Below are 22052 nucleotides of genomic sequence, written 5' to 3'. Positions count from 1 at the left end.
CCCCGCGCGCCCGCCGCCCGCGGGGCCCGCGCCGCCGCGCGCCCGGGGGGCGGCGGGGCGCGGCGGCGCGGCGCGGCGCGCGGGCCCCGCCCCCCCCCCCCCCCCCCCCCGCCCGGGCCGCCCCCCCCCCCCCCCCCCCCCCCCGCCCGGGCGGGGGGGGCCCCCCCCCCCGGGCGCCCCCCCCCCCCCCCACCCGCTTTTCGTTTTACCCGCGGAGGTGCCAGCCGCCCCGAACAGTGAGTTGCCGACGGCTACTTCTTGACGGCGACCAGCAGGCCGTCGCCGGTGGGCAGCATTGCCGACGCGAGGCGGTCGTCGTCGCGGATGGCCTTGCCCACGTGGCGCAGGACCACGGTGGTGGCCTCCCGTGCGGCCGGGTTGGCGACGCGGTCCTTGTCCAGCGCGTCGTTGACGATCAGCAGGCCGCCGGACTTGAGCAGGCGGATGGCCTGTTCCACGTAGCCGGGGTAGCTCGGCTTGTCCGCGTCGATGAAGACCAGGTCGTAGGCGGCGTCCGTCAGCCGGGGGAGGACGTCGCGGGCGCGGCCGGAAATGGTCCTCGTGCGGTTGGCCGGGCTGCCGGCTTCCTGGAACGCTTCCCGTGCGGCCTTGAGGTGTTCGACGTCGACGTCGATGGTGGTCAGGACGGCGTGGGGACCCAGGCCGCGCAGGATGCAGACGCCGGAGACGCCCGCGCCGGTGCCGATTTCGACGGCGGTCTGGGCCTTTGAGGCGGCGGCCAGGACGGTCAGGACGGCTCCGACGCCCGGGCCGACCGGGGTGACGCCCAGTTCGAAGGACCGTTCGCGCGCGTGCATCAGGACCTCATCCTCGGCAGGCAGATCTTCTGCGTAGGACCAGCTCGTGGACTTATCGGCGCTCATGTACTTCGCTTTCTGGGCGGCAGGGGGATTGTTCACTCCAGCGTACTGTGTCAGGTGGTACCCGGCCGGGAGGCGCCCCCGCTGCGGCGGTCACACTGCGGCCCGGGCAGAGCGGCGTGAGGGGCGGCGTGATGCGGCGGCGTCGGCGGCCATTCTGCCGTGGGCGGAAGGCACTCCGGCGTCAGGAAATTCCCAGCTTGATTTGAAATGATGAATATCCGCTCATCCGCGTGGTGATCGGCGCCGAATCAAGGATGCAGGAGCTTGCAGCCGCAAGCACCGTCCACGGCGTAAGCACCATCCACGAGGGGAGCGGACAATGTCGGTAGTGGCAGCTGTCCCTGCAACTGAAGAGTCCCAGCCCGCGGCGGAGGCCGAGTGGGTCCGGCCCACCTGGGAGGAAGTGGTGACCAACCACTCCGCGAAGGTGTACCGCCTCGCGTACCGGCTCACCGGCAACAAGTACGACGCCGAGGACCTCACCCAGGAAGTGTTCGTCCGCGTCTTCCGCTCGCTGGAGAACTTCAAGCCCGGCACGCTCGACGGGTGGCTGCACCGGATCACCACGAATCTCTTCCTGGACCAGGCACGGCGCAAGAGCAGGATCCGCTTCGACGCACTGGCCGACGACGCCGAATCCCGTTTGCCCGGACGCGAGCCCGGCCCGGAACAGAGCTTCGAGTTCAACAACCTTGACGTCGACGTGCAGGCCGCGCTGGAGGAGCTTCCCCCGGACTTCCGCGCCGCCGTCGTCCTCTGCGACCTGGAAGGCCTGTCCTACGACGAGGTCGCCGTGGCCCTGGGCATCAAGCTCGGCACCGTCCGCTCCAGGATCCACCGCGGCCGGACCATGCTGCGCGAGAAGCTCGCACACCGCGACCCGCGGCCGCCGCAGACCGCCAAGGCCTCGCTGAAGCCGCGGCTGAAGATGCCGCGCATCGCCGGTCTCCTCTGAACCAGGCAATGCGTCTGCTGAAACGACTGCTCCGTGGCCCGCACGAACGGCGGCCCCGGCACCTGGACTCGTGCGCGGAATGCCGGCTCCGGCAGCGCCGGGAACGGCAGTACCTGGAGCGGCTGCGCGGTGCCGAAGTGCCCGTGGCCAGCGATGACCTGACCGCACGGCTGCTGGCACGCACTGCGGAACTGGCCCGCAATGAACAACGGCCCACCCGCCCGGCGGCGGACCGCGGGTTCCGTCCGGCACTCCGTGCTGCCGTGCTCGGCGCCGGGACCGCGGCAGCCGCCACAGCCCTGCTTGGCGGATCGGCGTACCTGATGGGCGGGGACCACGCCCCGGCGGCTGCCGGAGCGCCGGCCCCCGTCTTTCTGCAGCGGGACCTTGCTTCCGGGGCTGCGGCCGCCGTCGACGCCGGGGCACCGGCCGGGTGGAGCCTTACCGGCGAACCCGATTTCACACCGGCCGGGGCACTCACGGGCGAGCAGCTCGCCGCCCTGCGCTCCGAAGGCTGGACCTGCCCCGAGCTCCGCGAACTCGGCTACCACCTCGTCTGGGCCAGGACCGGGGTGCTCGCCGGCGGTGACATCCTGGAACTTCGCCTCACCGACGGCCGGTATTTCGCGACCGTCCTCGAACAGCGCAATGGCGAACAGAACAGCGGCGAACAGAACAGCGGCGCACGGCACAGTGGCGTTCCCGGGCAATCCGGCGGTCCGCACGGCTGGCCACAAACCGCCCTGCCGGCACCGGTCAACGCACTGACTGGGCGGCCGGCGACGTCGGACGGTTTCACCTCCGCAGCGGTGCCGGCGGGGACCGAGGCGACTGGCGACGGGGCAGGGGCCGAGCGCGGGACCTTGTGGGTCAGGCATGCTGCACCTTTCGCCGCGATCTACCAGGCGGGCGACGTCACCTTCACGTACGTGTCGGACCAGCCTGCGGAGCAGGCCGATGACGGTGTGGCCACCCTGGTACGCGCCCGGGCCGCGGCGACGCCCGGCGACGGGGGATCCGGGCAGGACGGCGCGGTCGACGGCACAGGGGCGGTCCCCGGGGACGGGACAGGGTCCGGCGCCGGGCACAATTTCGCCGCGCGGCTGGAGCGCGGCCTGGGCAGGATTATGGAGCTGCTGGCCCCGTGACGTGCCGATGCCGGCCCGAAGTGAGATGTCGCGCCCATGGGATGCTCCGCAATGGGCGCGACATCTCACCTCGGCGGGGGCACCAGCCCATGGGGATGCACCGTGTGTCACGGCCGAATCGTCCCAGCTCCGATTGAGAGGGTAATCTTCCTACAGTGCTTGGAATCAATGGACCGGAGTTTTTACTTCTGCTGATCATCGGCCTTCTGGTGATTGGTCCCAGCAGGCTGCCCGAATACACCCAGAAACTTGCCAACATCGTCAAGGAAGTCCGCCGGATGGCGTCGGGCGCGCGGGAACAGATCAAGGAAGAAGTCGGCATCGATATCGATGACGTCGACTGGAAGAAGTACGACCCCCGGCAGTACGATCCGCGCCGGATCATCAAGGAGGCGCTCCTCGACGATGACAGCAAGCCGGTCAGCGCCGGCGCCCCGGCGGCGGTGGCCACTGTCGCTGCTGCCGCTGCGGCACACCCGCCGGCCCGGACGGTCGAGCGGCTTCCGGACGGCGAGCCGGCGCCCTTCGACTCCGAAGCGACTTAGCGGGGCTGCAGGCCCAGCGGCTTGCCGCTCAGCCCGCGCGGGACAGTGGCGAGCCTCCCGGCGATGTCCAGCAGTGCCGCGGCCGCCGGGGTCTCGGGTCGGCCCAGCACCAGGGGAACTCCGGCGTCGCCGCCCTCCCGCAGCAGGATGTCCAGCGGGATCTGTCCCAGCAGCGGAACGTCGGTACCCACGGTGGCGGACAGCCGTTCGGCGAGCACAGCGCCGCCGCCGCTTCCGAAGAGCTCCATCCGGCCGCCGTCGGGCATTTCCAGGTACGACATGTTTTCCACGACGCCGGCAACGGCCTGGCCGGTCTGGGTCGCAATGGCGCCCGCCCGCTCGGCCACATCCGCGGCAGCCGCCTGCGGGGTGGTCACCACGAGGATCTGGGCTTTGGGCAGCAGCTGGGCCACGGAGATGGCGATGTCGCCGGTGCCGGGCGGCAGGTCCAGGAACAGGGCGTCGAGGTCGCCGAAGTAGACGTCGGTGAGGAACTGCTCCAGGGCGCGGTGCAGCATGGGACCGCGCCACGCGACCGGCTGGTTGCCGGTGACGAACATGCCGATCGAGATGACTTTGACCCCGTACGCCACCGGCGGCAGGATCATGTCATCCACCCGGGTGGGGGCCTGGGTGATCCCCATCAGCGCCGGGACGGAGAAGCCGTAGACGTCCGCGTCCACGATCCCCACGCGCAGCCCCTGGGCGGCCAGTGCGCAGGCGAGGTTCACCGTCACGGAGGACTTGCCCACGCCGCCCTTGCCGCTCGCCACCGCGTACACCCTGGTCAGCGAGCCGGGGTCGTTGAACGGGATCCCGCGCTGCCCGCCGGCGCCGCGCAGCTGCTCCTTGAGGGCGTCGCGCTGCTCCTGCGTCATGACCTTCAGGTCGACGTCGACGCCGGTGACACCGGGCACGGCGGTCAGCGCCGCCTCGCAGTCGGCGGTGATGGTCCCGCGCAGCGGGCAGCCCGCAATCGTCAGCAGCACCGAGACCCGCACCCGGCCGCCGTCGGAAACCTCCACCGCGTCCACCATGCCGAGTTCGGTGATGGGACGGCGGAGTTCGGGATCGATCACGGTGGCGAGGGCGGCGTGCACGGCCCCCTCCAGAGGGGAGGCCGCGGAGATGCCCTGGGTGGTGCTGTGCTGGCTGGGGTTCATGCGGTGAAGGCTCAGTTCTCGGGGGAAACGGGGTGCGCCGGTGCGCCGGCATTGTCCGGCCCGGCACCTTGCAGCGCGTCCGGTGCGGTGTCGGACTTTTTGGCGGGTTTAGAGTCCTTGCTGCTGTCGGACTTGACCCGGGGGATCTGCTGGGTCCGGGGGCTGCGCTGCTTGTCGCGGCGTTCCTTCAGCTTTTCCTTGACCTTGTCCCGCGGTGTCTCGTGGACGCCGGCGGACGGATCGTGGGTGCGCAGTTCCTCCTGCGCCTCCAGCATGTCCTCGAGCAGGCTGCGCAGTTCGGCCCGGACGTAGTCGCGGGTGGCGACTTCCCGCAGGGCGATCCGCAGCGAGGCGAGTTCCCGGGTCAGGTATTCGGTGTCGGAGAGGTTGCGTTCCGCGCGCTGGCGGTCCTGCTGGAGGGAGACACGGTCACGGTCGTCCTGCCGGTTCTGGGCAAGGAGCAGCAGCGGCGCGGCGTAGGAGGCCTGCAGCGAGAGCATCAGGGTCAGCAGCGTGAATCCGAGGGCCCGCGAATCGAACTGCCACTCCTCCGGGGCGAAGGTGTTCCAGGCCAGCCAGAGGACGACAAACACCGTCATGTAGACCAGGAACTGCGGCGTGCCCATAAAGCGGGCAAAGCCTTCCGTGGTCTGGCCGAAGGCGTCCGGGTTGGGGGAGAACTTCGGCAGGATCCGCTGGCGGCCGCTCAGGGGTGTATCGAGGCTTCCCTTGGCCGATTTGCTGCCCGGCCGGACGTGGGGGTTCCGTGGTGCGCTGTTATCAGCCAATGCGGCCTCCAAGCTTCCTTATCGGGACATCGTCCTCGTGGGCGCGCCAGTCATCGGGCAGCAGATGATCCAGCACATCGTCAACAGTCACCGCCCCCACAAGCCGACCGTCGCTGTTGACGACGGGGAGCGAGTTGAGGTTGTAGGTGGCCAGCGTGCGGGCCACCTCGCTGATGTGGGCCTGGTCCGACACCGGCTCCAGGGTCTTGTCGACCAGGTTCCCCAGCGGCTCGGGCGGCGGGAAGCGCAGCAGCTGCTGGATGTGCACGACGCCGAGGAACCGGCCCGTGGGCGTCTCCAGCGGCGGCCGGGCAATGAAGATCGACGACGCCAGGGCCGGGGAGAGCTCCTCGCGGCGGACATGGGCCAGGGCTTCGGCGACAGTGGCTTCCGGGGGCAGGATGACCGGGACCGGGGTCATCAGGCCACCGGCGGTGTCCTCGTCGTATTCGAGCAGACGGCGGACGTCTTCGGCGCCTTCGGGTTCCATCAGCTGGAGCAGTTCCTCGGCCTGGGCGCTGGGCAGTTCCGCGAGGAGGTCGGCGGCGTCGTCCGGGTCCATTTCCTCCAGCACGTCGGCGGCACGGTTCACGTCGAGGGCGGAAAGGATCTCCACCTGGTCACCTTCGGGCATCTCCTGCAGGACGTCGGCGAGGCGTTCGTCCTGCAGCTCGCTGGCAACCTCGAAGCGGCGCTTGTCACTCATCTCCTGCAGGGCTTCGGCGAAGTCCGCCGGCTTGAGGTCCTCGTGGGTCGCGACGAACTGGGTGGCGGCCTGGGGCTCGGTGCGCGCGCCCTGCTGCGCGTCCGCCCAGTCAATGATCAGGGTCTCGTTGCGGCGCAGCCGGCTCAGCGGGGAGAGGGAATGGCCGCGGCGGACAAAGAGCTTGCTGACAAACCAGTCGCCGGAGCGGTGCTTGTCCATCGCGATGTCCTCGATCGTGGCGTCCCCGCTGCCGTCTGCGAGCGTGACGCGGCGGTCGAACATCTCGGCCACGACGAGGGTTTCCGCGCCGCGCTGTTCGAAGCGCCGGAGGTTCACCAGACCGGTGCAGATGATCTGGGTCTGGTCGATCGAGGTAATCCGGGTCATCGGCACGAAAACGCGCTTCTTCCCGGGGACCTCGACGACGATGCCCACCACGTGCGGGGCGCCCCGGGTTCCGCGGGAGAGCACGACGACGTCGCGCAGCCGGCCCAGACGGTCGCCCAGTGGGTCAAAGACGTCGAGTCCGAGGAGGCGCGCAACAAACACCCGCGAAAGATTTGTGCTCACCTGTACAGGCTACCGAGTCCGCTCTCTTTTAGCTGAATTTACAGCCGGTGCCCAGCCGGATAGGTAAGAATAGGCATATGTCAAACATTTTTGGTGCTCCCAGGGCTGGCGCCCCCAACGGCCCGGACGAGGCCCGCAGTGTCCCCAAGGGCGACACCGTCGGTTCCTACAACTCCTACCTGGATGCCCAGAAGGCGGTGGACTACCTCGCCGACCAGCAGTTCCCGGTGCAGATGGTCTCGATTGTCGGAAATGACCTGAAGATGGTGGAGCGGGTCACCGGCCGGCTGACCTACCCCCGGGTGGCCCTGTCGGGTGCCCTGAGCGGCATGTGGTTCGGCCTGTTCGTCGGCATCATGCTCTCCTTCTTCTCCACGACGCCGGGATATTTCTCGATTGTGACCTCCGTGTTGATGGGCGCGGCCTTCTTTATGCTGTTCGGCATCGTCACGTACGCCATGCAGAAGGGCAAACGCGACTTCACGTCCACGAGCCAGGTGGTGGCGACCAACTACGACGTCGTGGTCTCCTTCGAGGCGGCGAACGAGGCGCGGCGCCTCCTTCACCAGCTTCCGATGACCCAGCATGACGCCTCGGCCTCCGCCGGGTCGGCCGGCTACTCCCAGCGCGACTACCAGCACCAGCCGTACCAGCCCGGTCCCGGGCAGGGGCCCCAGCAGCCGGGCCAGCAGGGCCACGCCCCGCAGCGCCCCGCGGCCTGGAACGACCCGTACGGCCAGCGCACCCCCGACGCCGGCGGGCAGCAGCCTGGCGGGCAGCAGCCCGGTGCCGAGCAGCCCGGCCACCAGCCGGCCGCGGGCCAGCAGGCTGAGCCCCACATCCGACCGGCAGGATCCGCCGACACTGCAGCGGAGACGGAGGAGGTCGCCAAGCCCGCCGGGTTCGCGTACCCGGACCTGCCGGACGGCCGCCCGCAGTACGGGGTCCGCGTCACCGATACGCCCAAGCAGGGTCCCGACGACGGCGGTTCGCAGCAGTAACTCGCAGCAGTATTTCGCAGCAGTACCCGCAACGCAGAAGGCCTCCGCCCCGGTGATCCGGGCGGAGGCCTTCTGCGTGTCAGCGGCGGTGACTGCCAGGAAGGCAGCCGTCAGGAACGGGGTTACGCCGTCGGGCCGTCCGCGTCCTGGTAGATTCCCGCCATCCAGGATTCGACGTCGTCGGCCTTGCGGGGCAGGGCCGCGCTGAGGTTGACCGGGCCGTCGGCGGTCATGAGGATGTCGTCCTCGATGCGGACGCCGATGCCGCGGTACTCCTCCGGGATCGCGAGGTCCTCATCCTTGAAGTACAGCCCGGGTTCGATCGTGAAGACCATGCCGGGGGTGAGGACACCGTCGAGATACAGTTCGCGCTTGGCCTGGGCACAGTCGTGCACGTCGAGGCCGAGGTGGTGGCTGGTGCCGTGCGGCATCCAGCGGCGGTGCTGCTGGCCTTCGGGGCTGATGGCCTCCTCCACGGAGACCGGCAGCAGGCCCCAGACGGCCAGCCGCTCCGCCAGCACAGTGGTCGCCGCGGTGTGGATGTCGCGGAACCGGGTGCCCGGCTGGGCGGCGGCGAAACCGGCGTCGGCGGCGTCCAGCACGGCCTCATAGACCTTGCGCTGGATCTCGGAGAAGGTGCCGTTGGCCGGCAGCGTGCGGGTGATATCCGCGGTGTAAAGCGAATCCGCCTCGACCCCGGCGTCCAGCAGCAGCAGCTCGCCGGCGTTGACCTTGCCGGTGTTCCGGGTCCAGTGCAGCACCGTGGCGTTGTTGCCGGAGGCCGCGATGGTGTCGTAGCCGAGTTCGTTGCCCTCCTCCCGGGCACGCGCGAAGAACGCGCCTTCGACGACACGCTCGCCGCGCTGGTGGGTGAGGGCCCGCGGCAGGACCTTGACGACCTCCGTGAATCCCTGCACCGTGGCGGCGACGGCGGTCTTCATCTGCTCGATTTCCCACTCGTCCTTGAGCAGTCGCAGTTCGGAGAGGGCCTCGGAGAGCTTCTCGTCGAGGGCGTCCAGGATGCCCAGGTCCAGGTTCTCCGGGTCTTTGGCGGTGTTGTAGCGGGCGGTGTCCACGAGGGCGTCGATGTTCTCGTCCACCTTCCGCACCAGCCGGATGGAGATCCCGCCGATTTCGGGGGCGCCTACGTTCTTGGTGATGCCCAGTTCGAGTTCGCTGATGTCCGCGGTGTCCAGTCCGAGGAGGGCTTTGAACTCGGCCAGCGTCGGACGGGCGCCGATCCAGAATTCGCCGGAGCGGGAATCGGCATAGAACTGCTCGGTGTCGCGGCCGGCCAGCGGTCGGAAGTACAGCGTCGCGTGGTGGTGGCCGCCGTCGTCGCCCTTGCCTGCCTCCACGGGTTCCAGGATGAGCACGGCGTCGGGCTCGTGGTCCAGGCCCAGTCCGGTGAGGTGCGCGAAGCCGGAGTGCGGCCGGAAGCGGTAATCGCAGTCGTTGGAGCGGACCTTCAGCGGACCGGCGGGAATGACCAGGCGTTCGCCTTTGAACTGCTCTGAGATGGCGCGCCGGCGGGTGGCGGCGTGGCCGGCGACGGCGTCGCGTTCCGGAAGCTGCTCGCGGGACGGGGCCCAGTTGCTGGCCATGAACGCCTTGAACGCGTCGGAGCTGGGCCGCTGTGAGCGGTTGTTGACGCGCTCTTCGAGGGGCTGGGAAGCGGAGACTTGGGTGTTATCTGCATCTTTCACCGTCCCATAGTCTCACCAGCGGAGCGGCTTAGGCCAACAGGCCGGCGGCGTCCTTCCCCGGGGCGCCGCGGCGGCGATCTACTAGGCTGGTGGGGTGAGGATCGACCTGCATGCCCACTCGAATGTATCCGACGGCACCCAAGCGCCCGGCGCGGTGATGGCCTCCGCGGCGGAGGCGGGCCTCGACGTCGTCGCCCTGACCGACCATGACTCCACCGACGGCTGGGCCGAGGCCGCCGTCGCCGCGCGCGGGCACGGCGTGGCGCTGGTTCCCGGGATGGAGATTTCCTGCCGGACGATGGAGGGGATCAGCGTGCACCTCCTGAGCTACCTGCACGACCCGGCGCACGCCGGGCTGCTGGAGGAAATCACGAAGGCCAAGGACGCGCGCTTCACCCGGGCCGAGCGGATGGTCAGCCTGCTCGCGGAGGACTACCCGCTGAGCTGGGACGACGTCATCCACCATGTGGCGCCCGGTGCCACCCTGGGCCGCCCGCACATCGCCGACGCCCTCGTCGCCGCGGGCGTGGTGGCGGACCGCACCGAGGCTTTTGAATCCATCCTGACGTCCCGCTCACGCTACTTTGTGCAGCACTACGCGCCGGACCCGGCGTTCGCCGTCGAACTGGTCCGTGCCGCCGGCGGCGTGCCGGTGTTCGCCCACCCCGTGGCGTCCGCCCGCGGGCGGATCGTGGGGGAGCGCGTCTACCAGGAAATGATCGACGCCGGGCTGGCCGGGCTGGAAATCTACCACCGCGACAATCCCGAGGAAGGCCGGGTGTTCCTGCGCAAACTCGCGGACCGGCACGGGCTGCTGGTTACGGGGTCCTCCGACTACCACGGCGCCGGGAAGCCGAACCTGCTCGGCGAGAACCTCACCTCACCCGAAGTGTTCGCCCGGATCGAGGAAGAGGGAACCGGAACCCCGGTGGTCCGCTGACCCCCTCGTTGACCTATCAGTTTTGGTCCCCATCGGGCCGGAATGGCCACTAAAGGTGATAGGGCAACGGGGTTAACTTGGAAAGACGGTGAAGGCGGCATACGGGGCGAGCCGCTTGGCCATGACGTCAATGGCGGGCTGGTTCTGGTCCACGCAGACGAACCTGCGGTCGAGCTTCGCGGCGACGGCGCCAAGGGTGCCAGAGCCGGCGAAAAAGTCCAGGCACCAGTCGCCGGGGCGGCTGGAGGCTGCGACCACGCGGCGGATCAGGCCTTCGGGCTTCTGCGTCGGGTAGCCGGTCTTTTCCTTGCCGGTGGGGGAGACAATCGTGTGCCACCAGACGTCGGTGGGCAGCTTGCCGAGCTCGCGTTTGGCCGGTGTCACAAGTCCCGGGGCCATGTACGGCTCCCGGTCCACCTCGGCGCTGTCGAAGTGGTATTTCGCCGGGTTCTTGACGTACACGAGGATGTTGTCGTGTTTCGTGGGCCAGCGGTACTTGGCGCGGGCGCCGTAGTCGTAGGCCCAGATGATCTCGTTCAGGAAGCACTCGCGGCCGAAGATCGCGTCGAGCATGACCTTGGCGTAGTGCACCTCACGGTAGTCCAGATGCAGGTAAAGGGTGCCGTCGTCGGCGAGCAGCCGCCAGGCCTCGACGAGGCGCGGTTCCAGGAACGTCCAGTAGTCGCTGAACGCGTCGTCGTACTTGTGCAGCGCGCCCTTGATCGTGTCGTAGGAGCGGCCCTTGAACCCGACCCGGTCGCCGTCGCCGCCTGTGTTGAGCACCATCCTGGTTTCCTGGCGCTTCTGGACCCGGCCGGTGTTGAAGGGCGGATCCACGTAAATGAGTGTGAAGGCGCCGTCCGGCAGCGTCGGGAGGTACACCGCGTTGTCCGCGTGTACCACCAGATTGCTGCCGTCCGGCGCCCAGACGGTGTCAGTCATGAGGGGGTTTAGGCCTCGGTGCTGCTTGCCGGAGCCCCGGCCTGTGCCTCGCCTGCAACCACTTCGCCGTTGCGGCGGCGGGTGCGGGTGCGCCGGCGTGCGCGGGTGGCGCGGTCGACCTCGGTCGGCGCGCTCGCGGCGGACCTGGCCGGTGCCTCGGCGGCCGGGCCGGTGCTGGCTTCCGCCTCGGCCGGACGACGACGGCGGTCGCCGGAGCGTCCGCTGTCCTTGCTCGCGCTGGCCCCGCCGCTGCGGCGGGTATCGCGGCTGCCGTCGCGGCTGCCGCCGGTGGTACGGCCGCCGTCGCGACCGCCGCCGGTGGCGCCGGCGTCACGGCCGCCGCTGCGGGCGCTGTCGCGTCCGCCAGTGCCCTGTCCCGTACGGGGGGCGTTCTTCTTGCCGGTCTCGCCCAGGTCCTCCAGGACCTCGGCGTCGACGCCGGCCAGCACACGCTTGTCGCGGGGCAGCCTGCCCTTGGTGCCCTCGGGGATGTCAAGCTCCTCGAAGAGGTGCGGGGAGGAGGAGTAGGTTTCCACGGGCTCCGGGACGCTCAGGCCCAGGGCCTTGTTGATCAGGCCCCAGCGGGGCATGTCGTCCCAGTCAACGAAGGTCACGGCCGTGCCCTTGTTGCCGGCGCGGCCGGTGCGGCCCACGCGGTGCAGGTAGATCTTTTCGTCTTCCACGCACTGGTAGTTGATGACGTGGGTAACGTCGTCGACGTCGATGCCGCGGGCGGCGACGTCGGTGGCGACGAGGACGTCGACCTTGTTGTTGCGGAAGGCGCGCAGGGCCTGCTCGCGGGCGCCCTGGCCGAGGTCGCCGTGGATGGCGGCGGCGGCGAAGCCGCGGTCCACGAGTTCCTCGGCAACCTTGGCCGCGGTGCGCTTGGTCTTGGTGAAGATGATGGTGCGGCCGCGGCCGCGGGCCTGCAGGATGCGGGCGACGACCTCGATCTTGTCCATGCTGTGGGCACGGTAGATCAGCTGGCGGATGTCGCGCTTGGTGAGGCCCTCGTCGTCCGGGTCGGCGGCGCGGATGTGGGTCGGCTTCGTCATGTAGCGGCGGGCCATGGCGACGACCGGGCCGGGCATGGTGGCCGAGAACAGCAGGGTCTGGCGGACGGCGGGCGTCCCGGCTATGAGGGTCTCGACGTCGGGCAGGAAGCCGAGGTCCAGCATTTCGTCGGCCTCGTCAAGGATGACCATCTTGACGTTCTTCAGCACGAGGTGCTTCTGCTTGTACAGGTCAATGAGGCGGCCGGGGGTACCGACAACAACCTCGACGCCCTTCTGCAGGGCCTCGACCTGCGGCTCGTAGGCACGGCCGCCGTAGATCGTGGTGATGCGGGCGTTGCGCTTGCGGGCGGCGTTCTGCAGGTCATTGGCGACCTGGACGGCCAGTTCGCGGGTCGGTACGATCACCAGGGCCTGCGGGGCGCCGGGGGCCGGGAGCTTGTCATAGCCCGCATCGTCCGGTCCGACGACGCGCTGCAGCGCCGGGATACCGAAGCCGAGGGTCTTGCCCGTGCCCGTCTTGGCCTGGCCGATGATGTCATGGCCGCTCAGGGCGACCGGCAGGGTCATGGCCTGGATCGGGAAGGGGTGGGTGATGCCGGCGTCGGCCAGCGACTCCACGATGTCGGCGCGGACGTTGAAGTCGGCGAAGGTTTTCTCGGCAATCTCGTGCGGCTTCTCGTCCGAGATAATGGTCTCTTCCGGCTCGAGCGTTTCCCTTCCGGATTCGTCGGTCAGAAGCTGGTGCGTGTGCAATTCACTCACGGGGGAGTTTCCTTATTCATTTTGGGCTGCGCTGCTTGCTCAACGGGGCCGGCCGGGTGGCCGTTCCGGAGCACGCTCAGGCGCGCAAGCAATTCCAGTGGAAGCCGATCGCGGGCTATCTAAATGCTGGCACTGGGGACCAGCGGGTCTATCTCAAGATCGCGTAGGGGCGGGCTTGTTGAATTCGGAAATCAAGGAAATCAACGACCGGGCATCCATATCTACCCTTCCAGTCTAGCTGTACGCGGACCGGATCCTCGACTGACGCCGCAGGCGGCGCGCGGGAGCACCGCCGATTCCCTAACCCACGAGCTCCAGCCGGACCTCGCGGGTGGCAATGTCGGAGGACACTATCCGCACCCGGACCTGTGTGCCTGGTTCCAGTTCGCCGGGGCAGCGGGCGGTGACCGCGGGCTCGGCGATCTGCACGATCCCGGAGGGTCCGTTGCCGTTTCCGTTCTTGACGTTCGCGGCTTTTCCGTTCCCATTCTTCCCGTTCCGGGCGGGCTTGGACCCGGAAATCACCACGGCGTCGAACTCCTGGCCGATGTGGTTTACCAGAAGCGCCGCCTCGACGGTGTCGAGGGAGAGCCGCTCGAGTTTGGCAGCCAACTGGTCCGAGGTCGCCATGATCGCCGGAAGGGAAGGAAGGGCCTCGCGGGCCCAGGTCGGGACAGCTGTGCCGTTGCTGAGCGCCTCGCAGATCACCAGGACGAACCGGTCGATCAGCCGGCGCAGCGGTGCCGTGGAATGGGCGTAGGCAGCGCCGATGGCGGCCTGGGTGGCGGCCCCGGGCACGGTTCCGTCGAAAGGGGTGTAGCCGGCGCCGCGGAACAGCATGCCGGCCGAGTGCACGATCGCCAGCTGGCGCGGATCTGTCGGATCCAGGGTGCGCAGATATTCGCCGTAGCTCATTTCGCCGTCCCAGGGCTTTCCCAGGGCGCGGGTCTGCCGGTGGAAATGCGCCAGCGAGGCTTCATCCGGGGCCGGCATGGTGCGCAGGATGCCGACCTTGCCCGCCAGCATGATCTCAGCGGCGGCCATCCCCGTCATCAGCGAGATCTGGGCGTTCCAGTCCTCCACGGGCAGCGGCGGCGCAGCGGCAATCCGGTAGCCGCCGTCGGCCAGCTGCTCGATTTCCTGTTCCGGCATGTTCAGGCTGGCGCCGCCCCGGAGCCGTTCCAGCTCAACCCGCTTGATGCCGACTTCCTTGAGCAGCTGCAGCACGGGCGCGGCGGTGCCGGCGTCGAGCTCGGCCTGCACCCCCCGGTAGCTGAGCTTGGCGCGGCTGCGGACCGTTGCGCGGCGGACCAGCACCGCGGACACTTCGGCCGCGGCGTTCAGCTCGAACTCCCAGACAAACGCCGCGCACCGCTGGCCGGCGAGCAGGCTGCCGGCTTCTTCGCTGATGACTTCCGGATGCAGCGGAATCCGGCCGTTGGGCGTGTAGTACGTCTGGCCGCGGCGGCGGGTTTCGGCGTCGAGCGCGCCGCCGGGGACCACAAAGGAGGGGACGTCGGCGATCGCGTAGAAGACCTTGTAGCCCGCACCGGAACGGTCGATGAAGAGGGCCTGGTCCAGGTCGGTGGAGGACGCCGGATCGATGGTCACAAACTCGATGTGCGTGAAATCCAGCTCCGGCAGCTCATGCCCGGCGACTGCCTCCTTGGCTTCCCGGAGCGCGTCCTCGGGGAAGGGGCCCGGCAGCTCCAGCGTCGTGCGCAGCGCGTTGAGCGCCTCCGCAAGTTGGTTTTTCTGCTGGTGGACATTCGGGGTCAGGCGATGATGGGACACGAAAATCAGATTAGCTTCATTTGCGCCATTAGTCTTGGATCATGAGCACATCCCCGGCTGATCCTGCCCGTTACAACAGCTTCCTGATGGATCTGCTCGGCGTGATGGCCTACGGCGAGCTGTCCGCCTTTGAACGGCTCTCCTCCGATGCGCGGTATTCGCCCTCCCTCCACGACCGTGCGGTGCTGGGCCGGCTCGCTGTCATCGAGTTCCAGCACTACGAGCTGGTGAGCGCCAAACTCGACGCCATTGGCCTGGACCCGGAGGCCGCCATGCTGCCGTTCCAGCCGTCCGTGGACCACTTCCACGAACGCACGCGCCCGGCGGACTGGTACGAATCCCTGATGAAGGCGTACGTGATCGACACCGTCTCCGCCGATTTCTACCGCGCCATATCCCGCTACGTCGACGCCGGCACCCGGGCCCTGGTGGAGCAGATCCAGGCCGACGGGGGAGCCACGGAGGTGCTGCGGGAGCGGCTCAAGACGGCCCTCGCCGACGACCCGCGGCTGGCCTCGCGGCTGGCCCTGTGGGCCAGGCGCCTGCTCGGGGAAGCACTGACCCAGGCCCAGCGGGTGAGTTTTGAGCACTCGTTCGTCGGGGGACTGGTCGGCGCGGACGAGGACCGGTCCAAGGAACTGGTCCGCGAGCTGATGGACGAACTGGCGGCGAACCACTCACGCCGGATGACCCAGCTCGGGCTGGCCGGCTGACCGGACGGCCCGGACCGGGATCGTTTCCGCGGGCTCAGTTCCCCTCGGGGCTCAGTTCCCCGAAGCGTCGAGTGCCGCGAGCAGTGCCCGCGCGGCGTCCGCGGGATCGTCTGCTTCGGTGATGGCGCGGACCACCACGATCCGGCGCGCCCCTGCCTCCACCACCTGCTCCACATTTCCGAGGTCGATGCCGCCGATCGCGAACCACGGCACCTCGCCCGCGACCTTCCCCTCATCAGAGGCCGATGCCCGGCGGGCCGCGTCGGCCGCGTAGCGCACCAGCTCGAGTCCGACGGCGGCGCGCCCCGGTTTCGTGGGGGTGGCCCACACCGGGCCGACGCAGAAGTAGTCCAGGCCGCTGCGGCCGGGGGAAGCGGCGATGGCCGCGTCCACCTGGTCCGGGCTGTGGGTGGAGAGACCGATCACGGTGTCCTTGCCGAGGAAATCCCGCGCAGCACCAAGGGGGATGTCCTTCTGCCCGATGTGGAACACCGGAGCCCCGGAGAGCGAGGCGAGGTCCGCCCGGTCATTGACGGCCCAGAGCCGGCCGTGCCGGCGGGCCGCCTCGTGCAGGACCTCCAGGAGTTCCAGCTCCTCCGCCGCCTCCAGGGACTTGTCGCGCAGCTGGATGATGTCAACGCCGCCGGCAAAGGCCGCGTCCACAAAGTCCGCAAAGTCGCCGCGGTCCTGGCGGGCACCGGTGCAAAGGTAAAGGCGGGCAGTGGTGTGGGCGGCGTCCTGGCTCATGCCTCCAGCCTAGTTCCTCTAAACTGGTCGAATACCGCGGGAGCCCGCCGCAGCCGACCACGCCACAGGCGTCCGGCACCGGCAGGCTGAGAGGGCGTCAGAGCCGACCGCTTGACCTGATCCGGTTAGTACCGGCGTAGGGAAGGAATCCGCCATGGGCCCCACATCCGCCCGCCGCTCGTCCGCGGCAGCTGACACTGCGACGGCCCATGACGCCGAAACCCAGGAATATTACGACGTTGCCGTGATCGGCGGCGGAGTTGTCGGCCACGGGATCGCCTGGGCGGCGAGGCGCTCCGGCCGTTCCGTCGCCCTGATCGACGACGCCCCCGGAAGCGGTGCCAGCTGGGCCGCCGCCGGCATGCTCGCCCCGGTGAGTGAACTGCATTACCAGGAGGAAACCCTCCTGGAGCTCATGCTCGAATCATCCCGCCTCTGGCCCGCGTTCGCGGCCGGACTGGCCGGTGAACCGGCCGCGGGACGGACCGTCGAAGCCGGAGACTCAGGGACGGATACAGGGACGGACACCGGCACCGGGTACCTCACGACGCCGACCCTCGCCGTGGGGGCCGACGCCGCCGACCGCCGGGCGCTCGCGGACCTGCGCGCCGTCCAGCAGGCCCACGGCCTCGCGGTGGAACCGCTGACCGTCCGTGAGGCGCGGGTGCGCGAGCCCCTCCTGAGCCCGGGCATCTCCTGCGCATTCGACATTCCCGCCGACCATCAGGTGGACCCCCGCCGCCTGCTCACCCGGATCGGCGGACTCCTGGCCGCCGACGGACAGTGCCACACCATCCGCCGGCCCGCCTCCGGCCTGCTCTGGGCGGGCGGCCGGGTCGCAGGCGCCAGCCTCGCCGGCGGCGGCACCGTCCGCGCCAGGGAAACCATTGTGGCCAACGGCCTGGGCGCCGCCGCGCTCGAGGGCCTGCCCGCCGGACTCCGGTTGCCGCTGCGCCCGGTCCACGGCGACATCCTCAGGCTCCGGGTGCCGGAAAAACTGCGGCCGCTGCTGACCTCAACGGTGCGCGGACTGGTCCGCGGCGTCCCGGTCTACATCGTTCCCCGGCAGGACGGCACGGTGGTGATCGGCGCCACCCAGCGGGAGGATGCCCTCGGTGCCGGCAGCCCGACGGCGGCTGGCAACACCCCGGCCGGCAGCGCCGTCTCCGCCGGCGGCGTCTACCAGCTGCTGCGCGACGCACAGCAGCTGGTCCCGGCCGTCGCCGAACTGGAACTGCTTGAGGCCACCGCCAGGGCCCGTCCCGGAACCCCGGACAACGCGCCGCTGCTGGGCCGGGTCGCCGGATCCGCGTGTTCCGGCGACGTTGCCGGACTGATCATCGCCACCGGATTTTTCCGGCACGGCATCCTGCTCACCCCCGCCGCCGCGGAGATCTGCCGGCAACTGCTGGACGGCGTCGCGGACCCACGCTGGGCCCACTTCCGGCCCGACAGATTCGCAACCCACCGGGACACCACCCCCGAGCACAGCAAGGAAACGGTATGAACATCAGACTGAACGGAACCGAGCACGTGCTCCCCGACGGAGCCTCGGTCAGCACCCTCGTCAGCCAGGTCACCGGCCGGCCGCTGGCGCCGAACGGACAGTCCGCGGACGGCGGGAAACTCGGGGTCGCCGTCGCCCGCAACGCGGAGGTGGTTCCCCGGAGCCAGTGGCACGGCACCGCGCTCGCCGACGGCGACGACATCGAGCTGGTCACGGCGGTCCAGGGAGGATGAGCAGCATGGCGGACACCACACGGACAGCGGCCCGGGCAATCTCACCGGACGCGGCAGATCCCTTCACAGTCGACGGCGTGCGGCTGGGGTCGCGGCTGATCATGGGCACCGGCGGGGCGCCGAGCCTGGACGGTCTGGGCGCCGCGCTGCTGGCCTCCGGCACCGAGCTGACCACCGTCGCGATGCGGCGCTACTCGCCCGCGGAAACCGGATCGCTGTTCCAGCTGCTGCTGGACCACAACATCCGGGTGCTGCCCAACACTGCGGGCTGCTTCACCGCCAAGGACGCCGTGCTGACTGCCGAACTGGCCCGCGAGGCCCTCGAAACGGACTGGGTAAAGCTGGAAGTCATCGCGGACGAGCACACCCTGCTGCCGGACGCCGTCGAACTCGTCGAGGCCACCGAACAGCTGGTGGGCCGCGGGTTCAAAGTCTTCGCGTACACCAACGACGATCCGGTGCTGGCCCTGCGGCTGGAGAACCTCGGCGCCGCCGCGGTGATGCCCCTGGGTGCGCCGATCGGCACGGGCCTGGGCATCCTGAATCCGCACAACATCGAACTGATCGTCTCGCGGGCGTCCGTGCCCGTGGTCCTGGACGCCGGGATTGGTACCGCCTCCGACGCCGCCCTGGCCATGGAGCTTGGCTGCGACGCCGTGCTGCTGGCGACGGCCGTGACGCGGGCGCAGAATCCGGTGCTGATGGGGGAGGCCTTCAAGCATGCGGTGATCGCCGGTAGGCTGGCGAAAAGGGCCGGCAGGATCCCGCGCCGGGAGCACGCGCTGGCGTCCTCGGCCATGGAGGGCCGGGCAGAATTCCTCTAGGCAGCAAAGGAGCCCGCGATGGCAGCCACCGACGACATCCTCAGCGAGGGCCAGATCCACGAAGCCCTGGCGGAGTTGCCGGACTGGAGATACCGGCTGGGCGGTCTCGTCACCGTCTACAAGGTACGGACGGCGGCCGCGGCGCTGGAACTGATTGTCGCCGTCGGACGCCTTGCCGAGGAGCAGAAGCACCACCCGGACCTGGACTGGCGCTACAACCGGGTCTTCCTGCGGTACAGCTCCCACGACGCCGGGGACAGGGTCACGCGGCGGGACGTCGCTGCCGCCACGGCCGCCGGTGCCGCAGCAGCCGCTGTCGGCGCCACCGCGGAACCCCCGCAGGAATAGGTCGGGAGGCCGGCGGCTAGTAGCGCAGGATGGCGGTGAGCCGGGCCGTGTCGCGGCTGGTCCGGGTCTTGCCCAGGTACAGCACGGCCGCCACGGCGACGGCGGCGCCCAGGACCATGGGCAGCACCCACGGAATCCAGGTCAGCCCCGGCTGATAGCCAAGCCCGGCGGCCATGAAAGCGATCCAGCTCAGCATCCCGACGGTCAGCGACACTCCGGCCGGCACGGCGATGCCGTACTTGGCGTGGCGTTTGTCGTTGGCCCACACCACAAAGCCCGCGGCCACGGTCACCAGGGCAACCACAATCAGGGAAAGCATGTCGGGACTCCTTGCGGATCGGGGTGCCGGCCGGCAGCAGCGCGGCCGGCCGGCAGGGACTGCTGGTGGTTAGAGCGCGCCGAAACCGACGCGGCGCGTTTCCTCGGCGCCGATTTCAACATAGCCCAGCACGTTCGCGGGAATGATGATCTGGCGGCCCTTTTCGTCGGTCAGGCGCAGCTCCGTGCCCTTAGCGATGGCCTCGCCGACCACCTTGGCCACGGCGTCGGCCTCCTGGGACGATTCCAGGACAATTTCGCGGCCGATGTTCTGTATGCCGATCTTTACTTCCACAACAAGGCCTCCCAGCCAATCAAAGTTCTCAGGTGTTATCTCTATTTGTAGTCTAGGTTTCCTTGGGGAAGCGGGAGATTCCGCGCCAAGCTAAACGGTAGATCAGATCGCTGGCCACATCGAGGTCAAGATTGCCGTCGGTTTCCAGCCAGTACCGGGCGCTGACCTGCGCCATTCCGGCGAGCCCGCGGCCCAGGAGCTGGGACTCCAGCTCGGGCAGCTTCGTGTCCTCGGCGATGACCCGGGCGACGGCGTCGGCGAAGGTCTTGTTGAACGCTTCGAGCCGTGCACTGACATCGGTGTCGTTGACGAGGTCGGATTCGAAGACGAGGCGGTGGGCCTGGTCGTCGCTGGCGATGAAGCGGAAGTAGGCCCGCATGACCGCCTGGACGCGCTCGTCGTTGTCCGTGGTGGAGTTGAGGGCCCCGAGCAGCAGCCCAATCAGTTTGCTCAGCTGGCTGTCCAGCAGGGCCAGGTACAGCTCGCGTTTGGACGGGAAGTGCTGGTACAGCACGGGCTTGCTGACGTGGGCGGTCTCGGCGATTTCGTCCATCGCGGCCCCGTGGTATCCGTTGGCGACGAACACTTCCTGGGCCGCCGCGAGCAACTGTGCCCGGCGCTCATCGCGGGGCAGCCGCGCCGACCGCTGTCCGCTGCGTGCCGGGATGTCCGGTGACTTCCCGGTATGACCCCGCTCAACCGGTGCCTGATGAACCACTGTCGGCCTTCTTTCGCTTGCTGTTACGTCCACTTTACGTGCCGGTAATATGACCTGGCGGCATCTTCGGGCATAGATTGAAGTATGGCTTCCAAGTTCACCCCCAGCCCAGCCCCCGCAACGCCGGAAACAGCGTCCGTGGCCCCCGGACCGCTGGTGGAACCGGCCGACGCCCTGAGCCCGGACGAGGTGGAACGCTACTCCCGGCATCTGATCATCCCGGAGATCGGATCGGTGGGTCAGCGCCGCCTGAAGAACGCCAGGGTCCTCGTGATCGGCGCCGGCGGCCTGGGCTCTCCAGCGCTGCTGTACCTGGCCGCCGCCGGCGTGGGAACCCTGGGTATCGTCGACGACGACACCGTGGACCTGAGCAACCTCCAGCGCCAGGTGATCCACGGCGTGGCGGACGTGGGCAGGCCCAAGATCGAGTCGGCGCGCGACGCCATTGCCGCACTGAACCCGCTCGTGGAGGTCCGGCTGCACAACGTCCGGCTGGACGCCTCCAACGCCCTGGAACTGTTTGCCGGCTACGATCTCATCCTTGACGGCGCCGACAACTTCGCCACCCGCTACCTCGTGAACGACGCCGCGGCGATCCTCGGCAAGCCCTACGTCTGGGGCTCGATCTTCCGCTTCGACGGGCAGGTCAGCGTGTTCTGGGAACTGTTCGGCCCCACGTACCGGGACCTGTACCCGGAGGCGCCGCCCGCGGGTTCGGTGCCGTCCTGCGGGGAAGGCGGCGTGTTCGGCATGCTCTGCGCCGCTGTGGGCTCGCTCATGGTGACGGAGGCCGTCAAGCTGATCACCGGCGTCGGACGTTCCCTGCTGGGCCGGGTGGCGCTCTTCGACGCCCTCGGCGGGACGTGGCGGGAAATCAAGGTCTCCAGGGATCCCGAGGCGGAGCGGATCACGGAGCTGACCGATTACGAGGCGTTCTGCGGCATCACGCCGGCCGCGGAGGCCGGCACCGAACACACCGTGACGGCAACGCAGCTGGCCACCATGCTGGCCTCCCGCACGGCCGGACTCAAGGACTTCCACCTGGTCGATGTGCGCGAAACGGGGGAGTACGACATCGTCCGGATCGACGGGGCCGTTCTCATCCCGCAAGGCCGGATCCTGGCCGGCGACGCCTGGCACGAGCTGCCGCAGGACATGGACATCGTCTTCCACTGCAAGGCCGGGACCCGGTCCGCGGCCGTCCTCGCCGCCGCCCGGGCTGCGGGCTATGAGCGCGTCAGCCACCTCGACGGCGGCATCCTGGCCTGGGTGCGGGACGTGGAGCCGGACAAGCCGGTCTACTGACCGTTTCCGCCGGCAGGGGAGCCGATGCAGGGACATCCGTGTTTTGGAGTCCCCCGCTACTCAGGCGCTGCGGCTGGCGGTAACTCTGCGGGATCGGCCGCCGCGGTCCTTTCGGGCTGCCGCG

23 protein-coding genes are annotated in these 22052 nt (G+C 69.2%); 11 read left to right on the top strand and 12 right to left on the bottom strand.

The genetic code is table 11. From position 1 onward, the window contains the following. Positions 1-251: 251 nt before the first annotated feature. A complete protein-coding gene (locus ABIC21_RS16560) occupies positions 252-884 on the bottom strand; it encodes an O-methyltransferase (RefSeq protein WP_354351475.1) in 633 nt (210 codons plus the stop codon). A gap of 319 nt (positions 885-1203) precedes the next feature. On the opposite strand from ABIC21_RS16560, the gene sigE reads away from it, so the two are divergent. The 3 genes from sigE to ABIC21_RS16545 all read left to right on the top strand — a co-directional run bounded on the left by sigE (position 1204) and on the right by ABIC21_RS16545 (position 3532). Then, positions 1204-1839, top strand: a complete 636-nt coding sequence (gene sigE / locus ABIC21_RS16555; protein ID WP_354351463.1) for an RNA polymerase sigma factor SigE — start codon at positions 1204-1206, stop codon at positions 1837-1839. An 8-nt stretch (positions 1840-1847) separates the two neighbouring features. After that, entirely contained in the window at positions 1848-2987 is a 1140-nt protein-coding gene (locus ABIC21_RS16550; protein WP_354351462.1) for a hypothetical protein, read from the top strand. A 155-nt stretch (positions 2988-3142) separates the two neighbouring features. Then, on the top strand, positions 3143-3532 hold the full coding sequence (locus ABIC21_RS16545; protein ID WP_354351461.1) for a twin-arginine translocase TatA/TatE family subunit: 390 nt from the start codon (positions 3143-3145) through the stop codon (positions 3530-3532). On the opposite strand, the gene ABIC21_RS16540 is transcribed toward ABIC21_RS16545, so the two are convergent. From ABIC21_RS16540 to ABIC21_RS16530, 3 genes are read right to left on the bottom strand one after another with little or no spacing between them, the layout of a single operon-like run. After that, positions 3529-4695, bottom strand: coding sequence for an Mrp/NBP35 family ATP-binding protein (locus ABIC21_RS16540; protein ID WP_354351460.1), 1167 nt, complete (start codon positions 4693-4695; stop codon positions 3529-3531). The two genes, ABIC21_RS16545 and ABIC21_RS16540, sit on opposite strands and share 4 nt — an antisense overlap. 11 nt (positions 4696-4706) lie before the next feature. Then, positions 4707-5495: a DUF1003 domain-containing protein gene (locus tag ABIC21_RS16535; protein WP_354351459.1), complete on the bottom strand. Its 789-nt coding sequence runs from the start codon at positions 5493-5495 to the stop codon at positions 4707-4709. After that, positions 5476-6759, bottom strand: coding sequence for a magnesium transporter MgtE N-terminal domain-containing protein (locus ABIC21_RS16530; RefSeq protein WP_354351458.1), 1284 nt, complete (start codon positions 6757-6759; stop codon positions 5476-5478). Before ABIC21_RS16530 ends, ABIC21_RS16535 begins: the two co-directional genes overlap by 20 nt. Before the next feature lie 77 nt (positions 6760-6836). Between ABIC21_RS16530 and ABIC21_RS16525 the strand changes: the two genes are divergently transcribed. Then, positions 6837-7760, top strand: a complete 924-nt coding sequence (locus ABIC21_RS16525; protein ID WP_354351457.1) for a YflT domain-containing protein — start codon at positions 6837-6839, stop codon at positions 7758-7760. A gap of 122 nt (positions 7761-7882) precedes the next feature. On the opposite strand, the gene ABIC21_RS16520 is transcribed toward ABIC21_RS16525, so the two are convergent. Beyond that, positions 7883-9466, bottom strand: a complete 1584-nt coding sequence (locus ABIC21_RS16520; protein WP_354351456.1) for an aminopeptidase P family protein — start codon at positions 9464-9466, stop codon at positions 7883-7885. A gap of 94 nt (positions 9467-9560) precedes the next feature. On the opposite strand from ABIC21_RS16520, the gene ABIC21_RS16515 reads away from it, so the two are divergent. Continuing rightward, entirely contained in the window at positions 9561-10406 is an 846-nt protein-coding gene (locus ABIC21_RS16515; RefSeq protein WP_354351455.1) for a PHP domain-containing protein, read from the top strand. Between the two features lie 72 nt (positions 10407-10478). Here ABIC21_RS16515 and ABIC21_RS16510 read toward each other — a convergent pair whose 3' ends face one another. From ABIC21_RS16510 to ABIC21_RS16500, 3 genes are all read right to left on the bottom strand, one after another. Continuing rightward, positions 10479-11348 carry a DNA-methyltransferase gene (locus ABIC21_RS16510; RefSeq protein ID WP_354351454.1) on the bottom strand — a complete coding sequence of 290 codons (870 nt, stop codon included), beginning with the start codon at positions 11346-11348 and terminating at the stop codon, positions 10479-10481. Positions 11349-11356: 8 nt separating this feature from the next. Further along, complete coding sequence (locus ABIC21_RS16505; RefSeq protein ID WP_354351453.1) at positions 11357-13126, bottom strand: DEAD/DEAH box helicase; 1770 nt, start codon at positions 13124-13126, stop codon at positions 11357-11359. Between the two features lie 300 nt (positions 13127-13426). Continuing rightward, on the bottom strand, positions 13427-14920 hold the full coding sequence (locus tag ABIC21_RS16500) for an RNB domain-containing ribonuclease (RefSeq protein WP_354351452.1): 1494 nt from the start codon (positions 14918-14920) through the stop codon (positions 13427-13429). Positions 14921-14961: 41 nt separating this feature from the next. Here ABIC21_RS16500 and ABIC21_RS16495 point away from each other — a divergent pair, with 41 nt between their 5' ends. Beyond that, positions 14962-15633, top strand: a complete 672-nt coding sequence (locus tag ABIC21_RS16495) for a ferritin-like fold-containing protein (RefSeq protein WP_354351451.1) — start codon at positions 14962-14964, stop codon at positions 15631-15633. A 51-nt stretch (positions 15634-15684) separates the two neighbouring features. Here ABIC21_RS16495 and thiE read toward each other — a convergent pair whose 3' ends face one another. After that, positions 15685-16380, bottom strand: a complete 696-nt coding sequence (gene thiE / locus ABIC21_RS16490) for a thiamine phosphate synthase (RefSeq protein ID WP_354351450.1) — start codon at positions 16378-16380, stop codon at positions 15685-15687. Between the two features lie 154 nt (positions 16381-16534). Between thiE and thiO the strand changes: the two genes are divergently transcribed. From thiO to ABIC21_RS16470, 4 genes are read left to right on the top strand one after another with little or no spacing between them, the layout of a single operon-like run. Next, positions 16535-17887, top strand: coding sequence for a glycine oxidase ThiO (gene thiO / locus ABIC21_RS16485; RefSeq protein WP_354351449.1), 1353 nt, complete (start codon positions 16535-16537; stop codon positions 17885-17887). Beyond that, positions 17884-18120: a sulfur carrier protein ThiS gene (gene thiS / locus ABIC21_RS16480; protein ID WP_354351448.1), complete on the top strand. Its 237-nt coding sequence runs from the start codon at positions 17884-17886 to the stop codon at positions 18118-18120. The genes thiO and thiS overlap by 4 nt, the downstream gene beginning before the upstream one ends. Before the next feature lie 5 nt (positions 18121-18125). Further along, positions 18126-18944 carry a thiazole synthase gene (locus ABIC21_RS16475; RefSeq protein WP_354351447.1) on the top strand — a complete coding sequence of 273 codons (819 nt, stop codon included), beginning with the start codon at positions 18126-18128 and terminating at the stop codon, positions 18942-18944. An 18-nt stretch (positions 18945-18962) separates the two neighbouring features. Then, the gene (locus tag ABIC21_RS16470) at positions 18963-19292 is read left to right on the top strand and encodes a 4a-hydroxytetrahydrobiopterin dehydratase (RefSeq protein ID WP_354351446.1); all 330 of its coding nucleotides are present in this window, start codon (positions 18963-18965) and stop codon (positions 19290-19292) included. A gap of 16 nt (positions 19293-19308) precedes the next feature. Here the strand turns inward: ABIC21_RS16470 and ABIC21_RS16465 are convergent, their stop codons facing one another. From ABIC21_RS16465 to ABIC21_RS16455, 3 genes are all read right to left on the bottom strand, one after another. Beyond that, positions 19309-19611, bottom strand: a complete 303-nt coding sequence (locus ABIC21_RS16465; protein WP_354351445.1) for a hypothetical protein — start codon at positions 19609-19611, stop codon at positions 19309-19311. Positions 19612-19680: 69 nt separating this feature from the next. Then, a complete protein-coding gene (locus ABIC21_RS16460) occupies positions 19681-19905 on the bottom strand; it encodes a DUF3107 domain-containing protein (RefSeq protein WP_354351444.1) in 225 nt (74 codons plus the stop codon). 52 nt (positions 19906-19957) lie between these two features. Beyond that, positions 19958-20623 carry a TetR/AcrR family transcriptional regulator gene (locus ABIC21_RS16455; RefSeq protein ID WP_354351443.1) on the bottom strand — a complete coding sequence of 222 codons (666 nt, stop codon included), beginning with the start codon at positions 20621-20623 and terminating at the stop codon, positions 19958-19960. Positions 20624-20707: 84 nt separating this feature from the next. On the opposite strand from ABIC21_RS16455, the gene moeB reads away from it, so the two are divergent. Further along, positions 20708-21928 carry a molybdopterin-synthase adenylyltransferase MoeB gene (moeB, locus tag ABIC21_RS16450; protein ID WP_354351442.1) on the top strand — a complete coding sequence of 407 codons (1221 nt, stop codon included), beginning with the start codon at positions 20708-20710 and terminating at the stop codon, positions 21926-21928. Positions 21929-22052: the final 124 nt, after the last annotated feature.

Origin of the sequence: Pseudarthrobacter sp. PvP090, from assembly GCF_040547365.1 — a bacterium.
GTDB lineage: Bacteria > Actinomycetota > Actinomycetes > Actinomycetales > Micrococcaceae > Arthrobacter.
The sequence above is the reverse complement of the archived record's forward strand: the minus strand, read 5'-3'. Positions and strand labels throughout refer to the sequence as shown.

Coding starts and splice junctions, on each gene's coding strand:
- ABIC21_RS16560 (WP_354351475.1), bottom strand. CDS start 884: ATGAGCGCCGATAAGTCCACGAGCTGGTCCTACGCAGAAGATCTGCCT.
- sigE (WP_354351463.1), top strand. CDS start 1,204: ATGTCGGTAGTGGCAGCTGTCCCTGCAACTGAAGAGTCCCAGCCCGCG.
- ABIC21_RS16550 (WP_354351462.1), top strand. CDS start 1,848: ATGCGTCTGCTGAAACGACTGCTCCGTGGCCCGCACGAACGGCGGCCC.
- ABIC21_RS16540 (WP_354351460.1), bottom strand. CDS start 4,695: ATGAACCCCAGCCAGCACAGCACCACCCAGGGCATCTCCGCGGCCTCC.
- ABIC21_RS16525 (WP_354351457.1), top strand. CDS start 6,837: ATGTCAAACATTTTTGGTGCTCCCAGGGCTGGCGCCCCCAACGGCCCG.
- ABIC21_RS16510 (WP_354351454.1), bottom strand. CDS start 11,348: ATGACTGACACCGTCTGGGCGCCGGACGGCAGCAATCTGGTGGTACAC.
- ABIC21_RS16495 (WP_354351451.1), top strand. CDS start 14,962: ATGAGCACATCCCCGGCTGATCCTGCCCGTTACAACAGCTTCCTGATG.
- thiE (WP_354351450.1), bottom strand. CDS start 16,380: ATGAGCCAGGACGCCGCCCACACCACTGCCCGCCTTTACCTTTGCACC.
- thiO (WP_354351449.1), top strand. CDS start 16,535: ATGGGCCCCACATCCGCCCGCCGCTCGTCCGCGGCAGCTGACACTGCG.
- thiS (WP_354351448.1), top strand. CDS start 17,884: ATGAACATCAGACTGAACGGAACCGAGCACGTGCTCCCCGACGGAGCC.
- ABIC21_RS16475 (WP_354351447.1), top strand. CDS start 18,126: ATGGCGGACACCACACGGACAGCGGCCCGGGCAATCTCACCGGACGCG.
- ABIC21_RS16470 (WP_354351446.1), top strand. CDS start 18,963: ATGGCAGCCACCGACGACATCCTCAGCGAGGGCCAGATCCACGAAGCC.
- ABIC21_RS16465 (WP_354351445.1), bottom strand. CDS start 19,611: ATGCTTTCCCTGATTGTGGTTGCCCTGGTGACCGTGGCCGCGGGCTTT.
- moeB (WP_354351442.1), top strand. CDS start 20,708: ATGGCTTCCAAGTTCACCCCCAGCCCAGCCCCCGCAACGCCGGAAACA.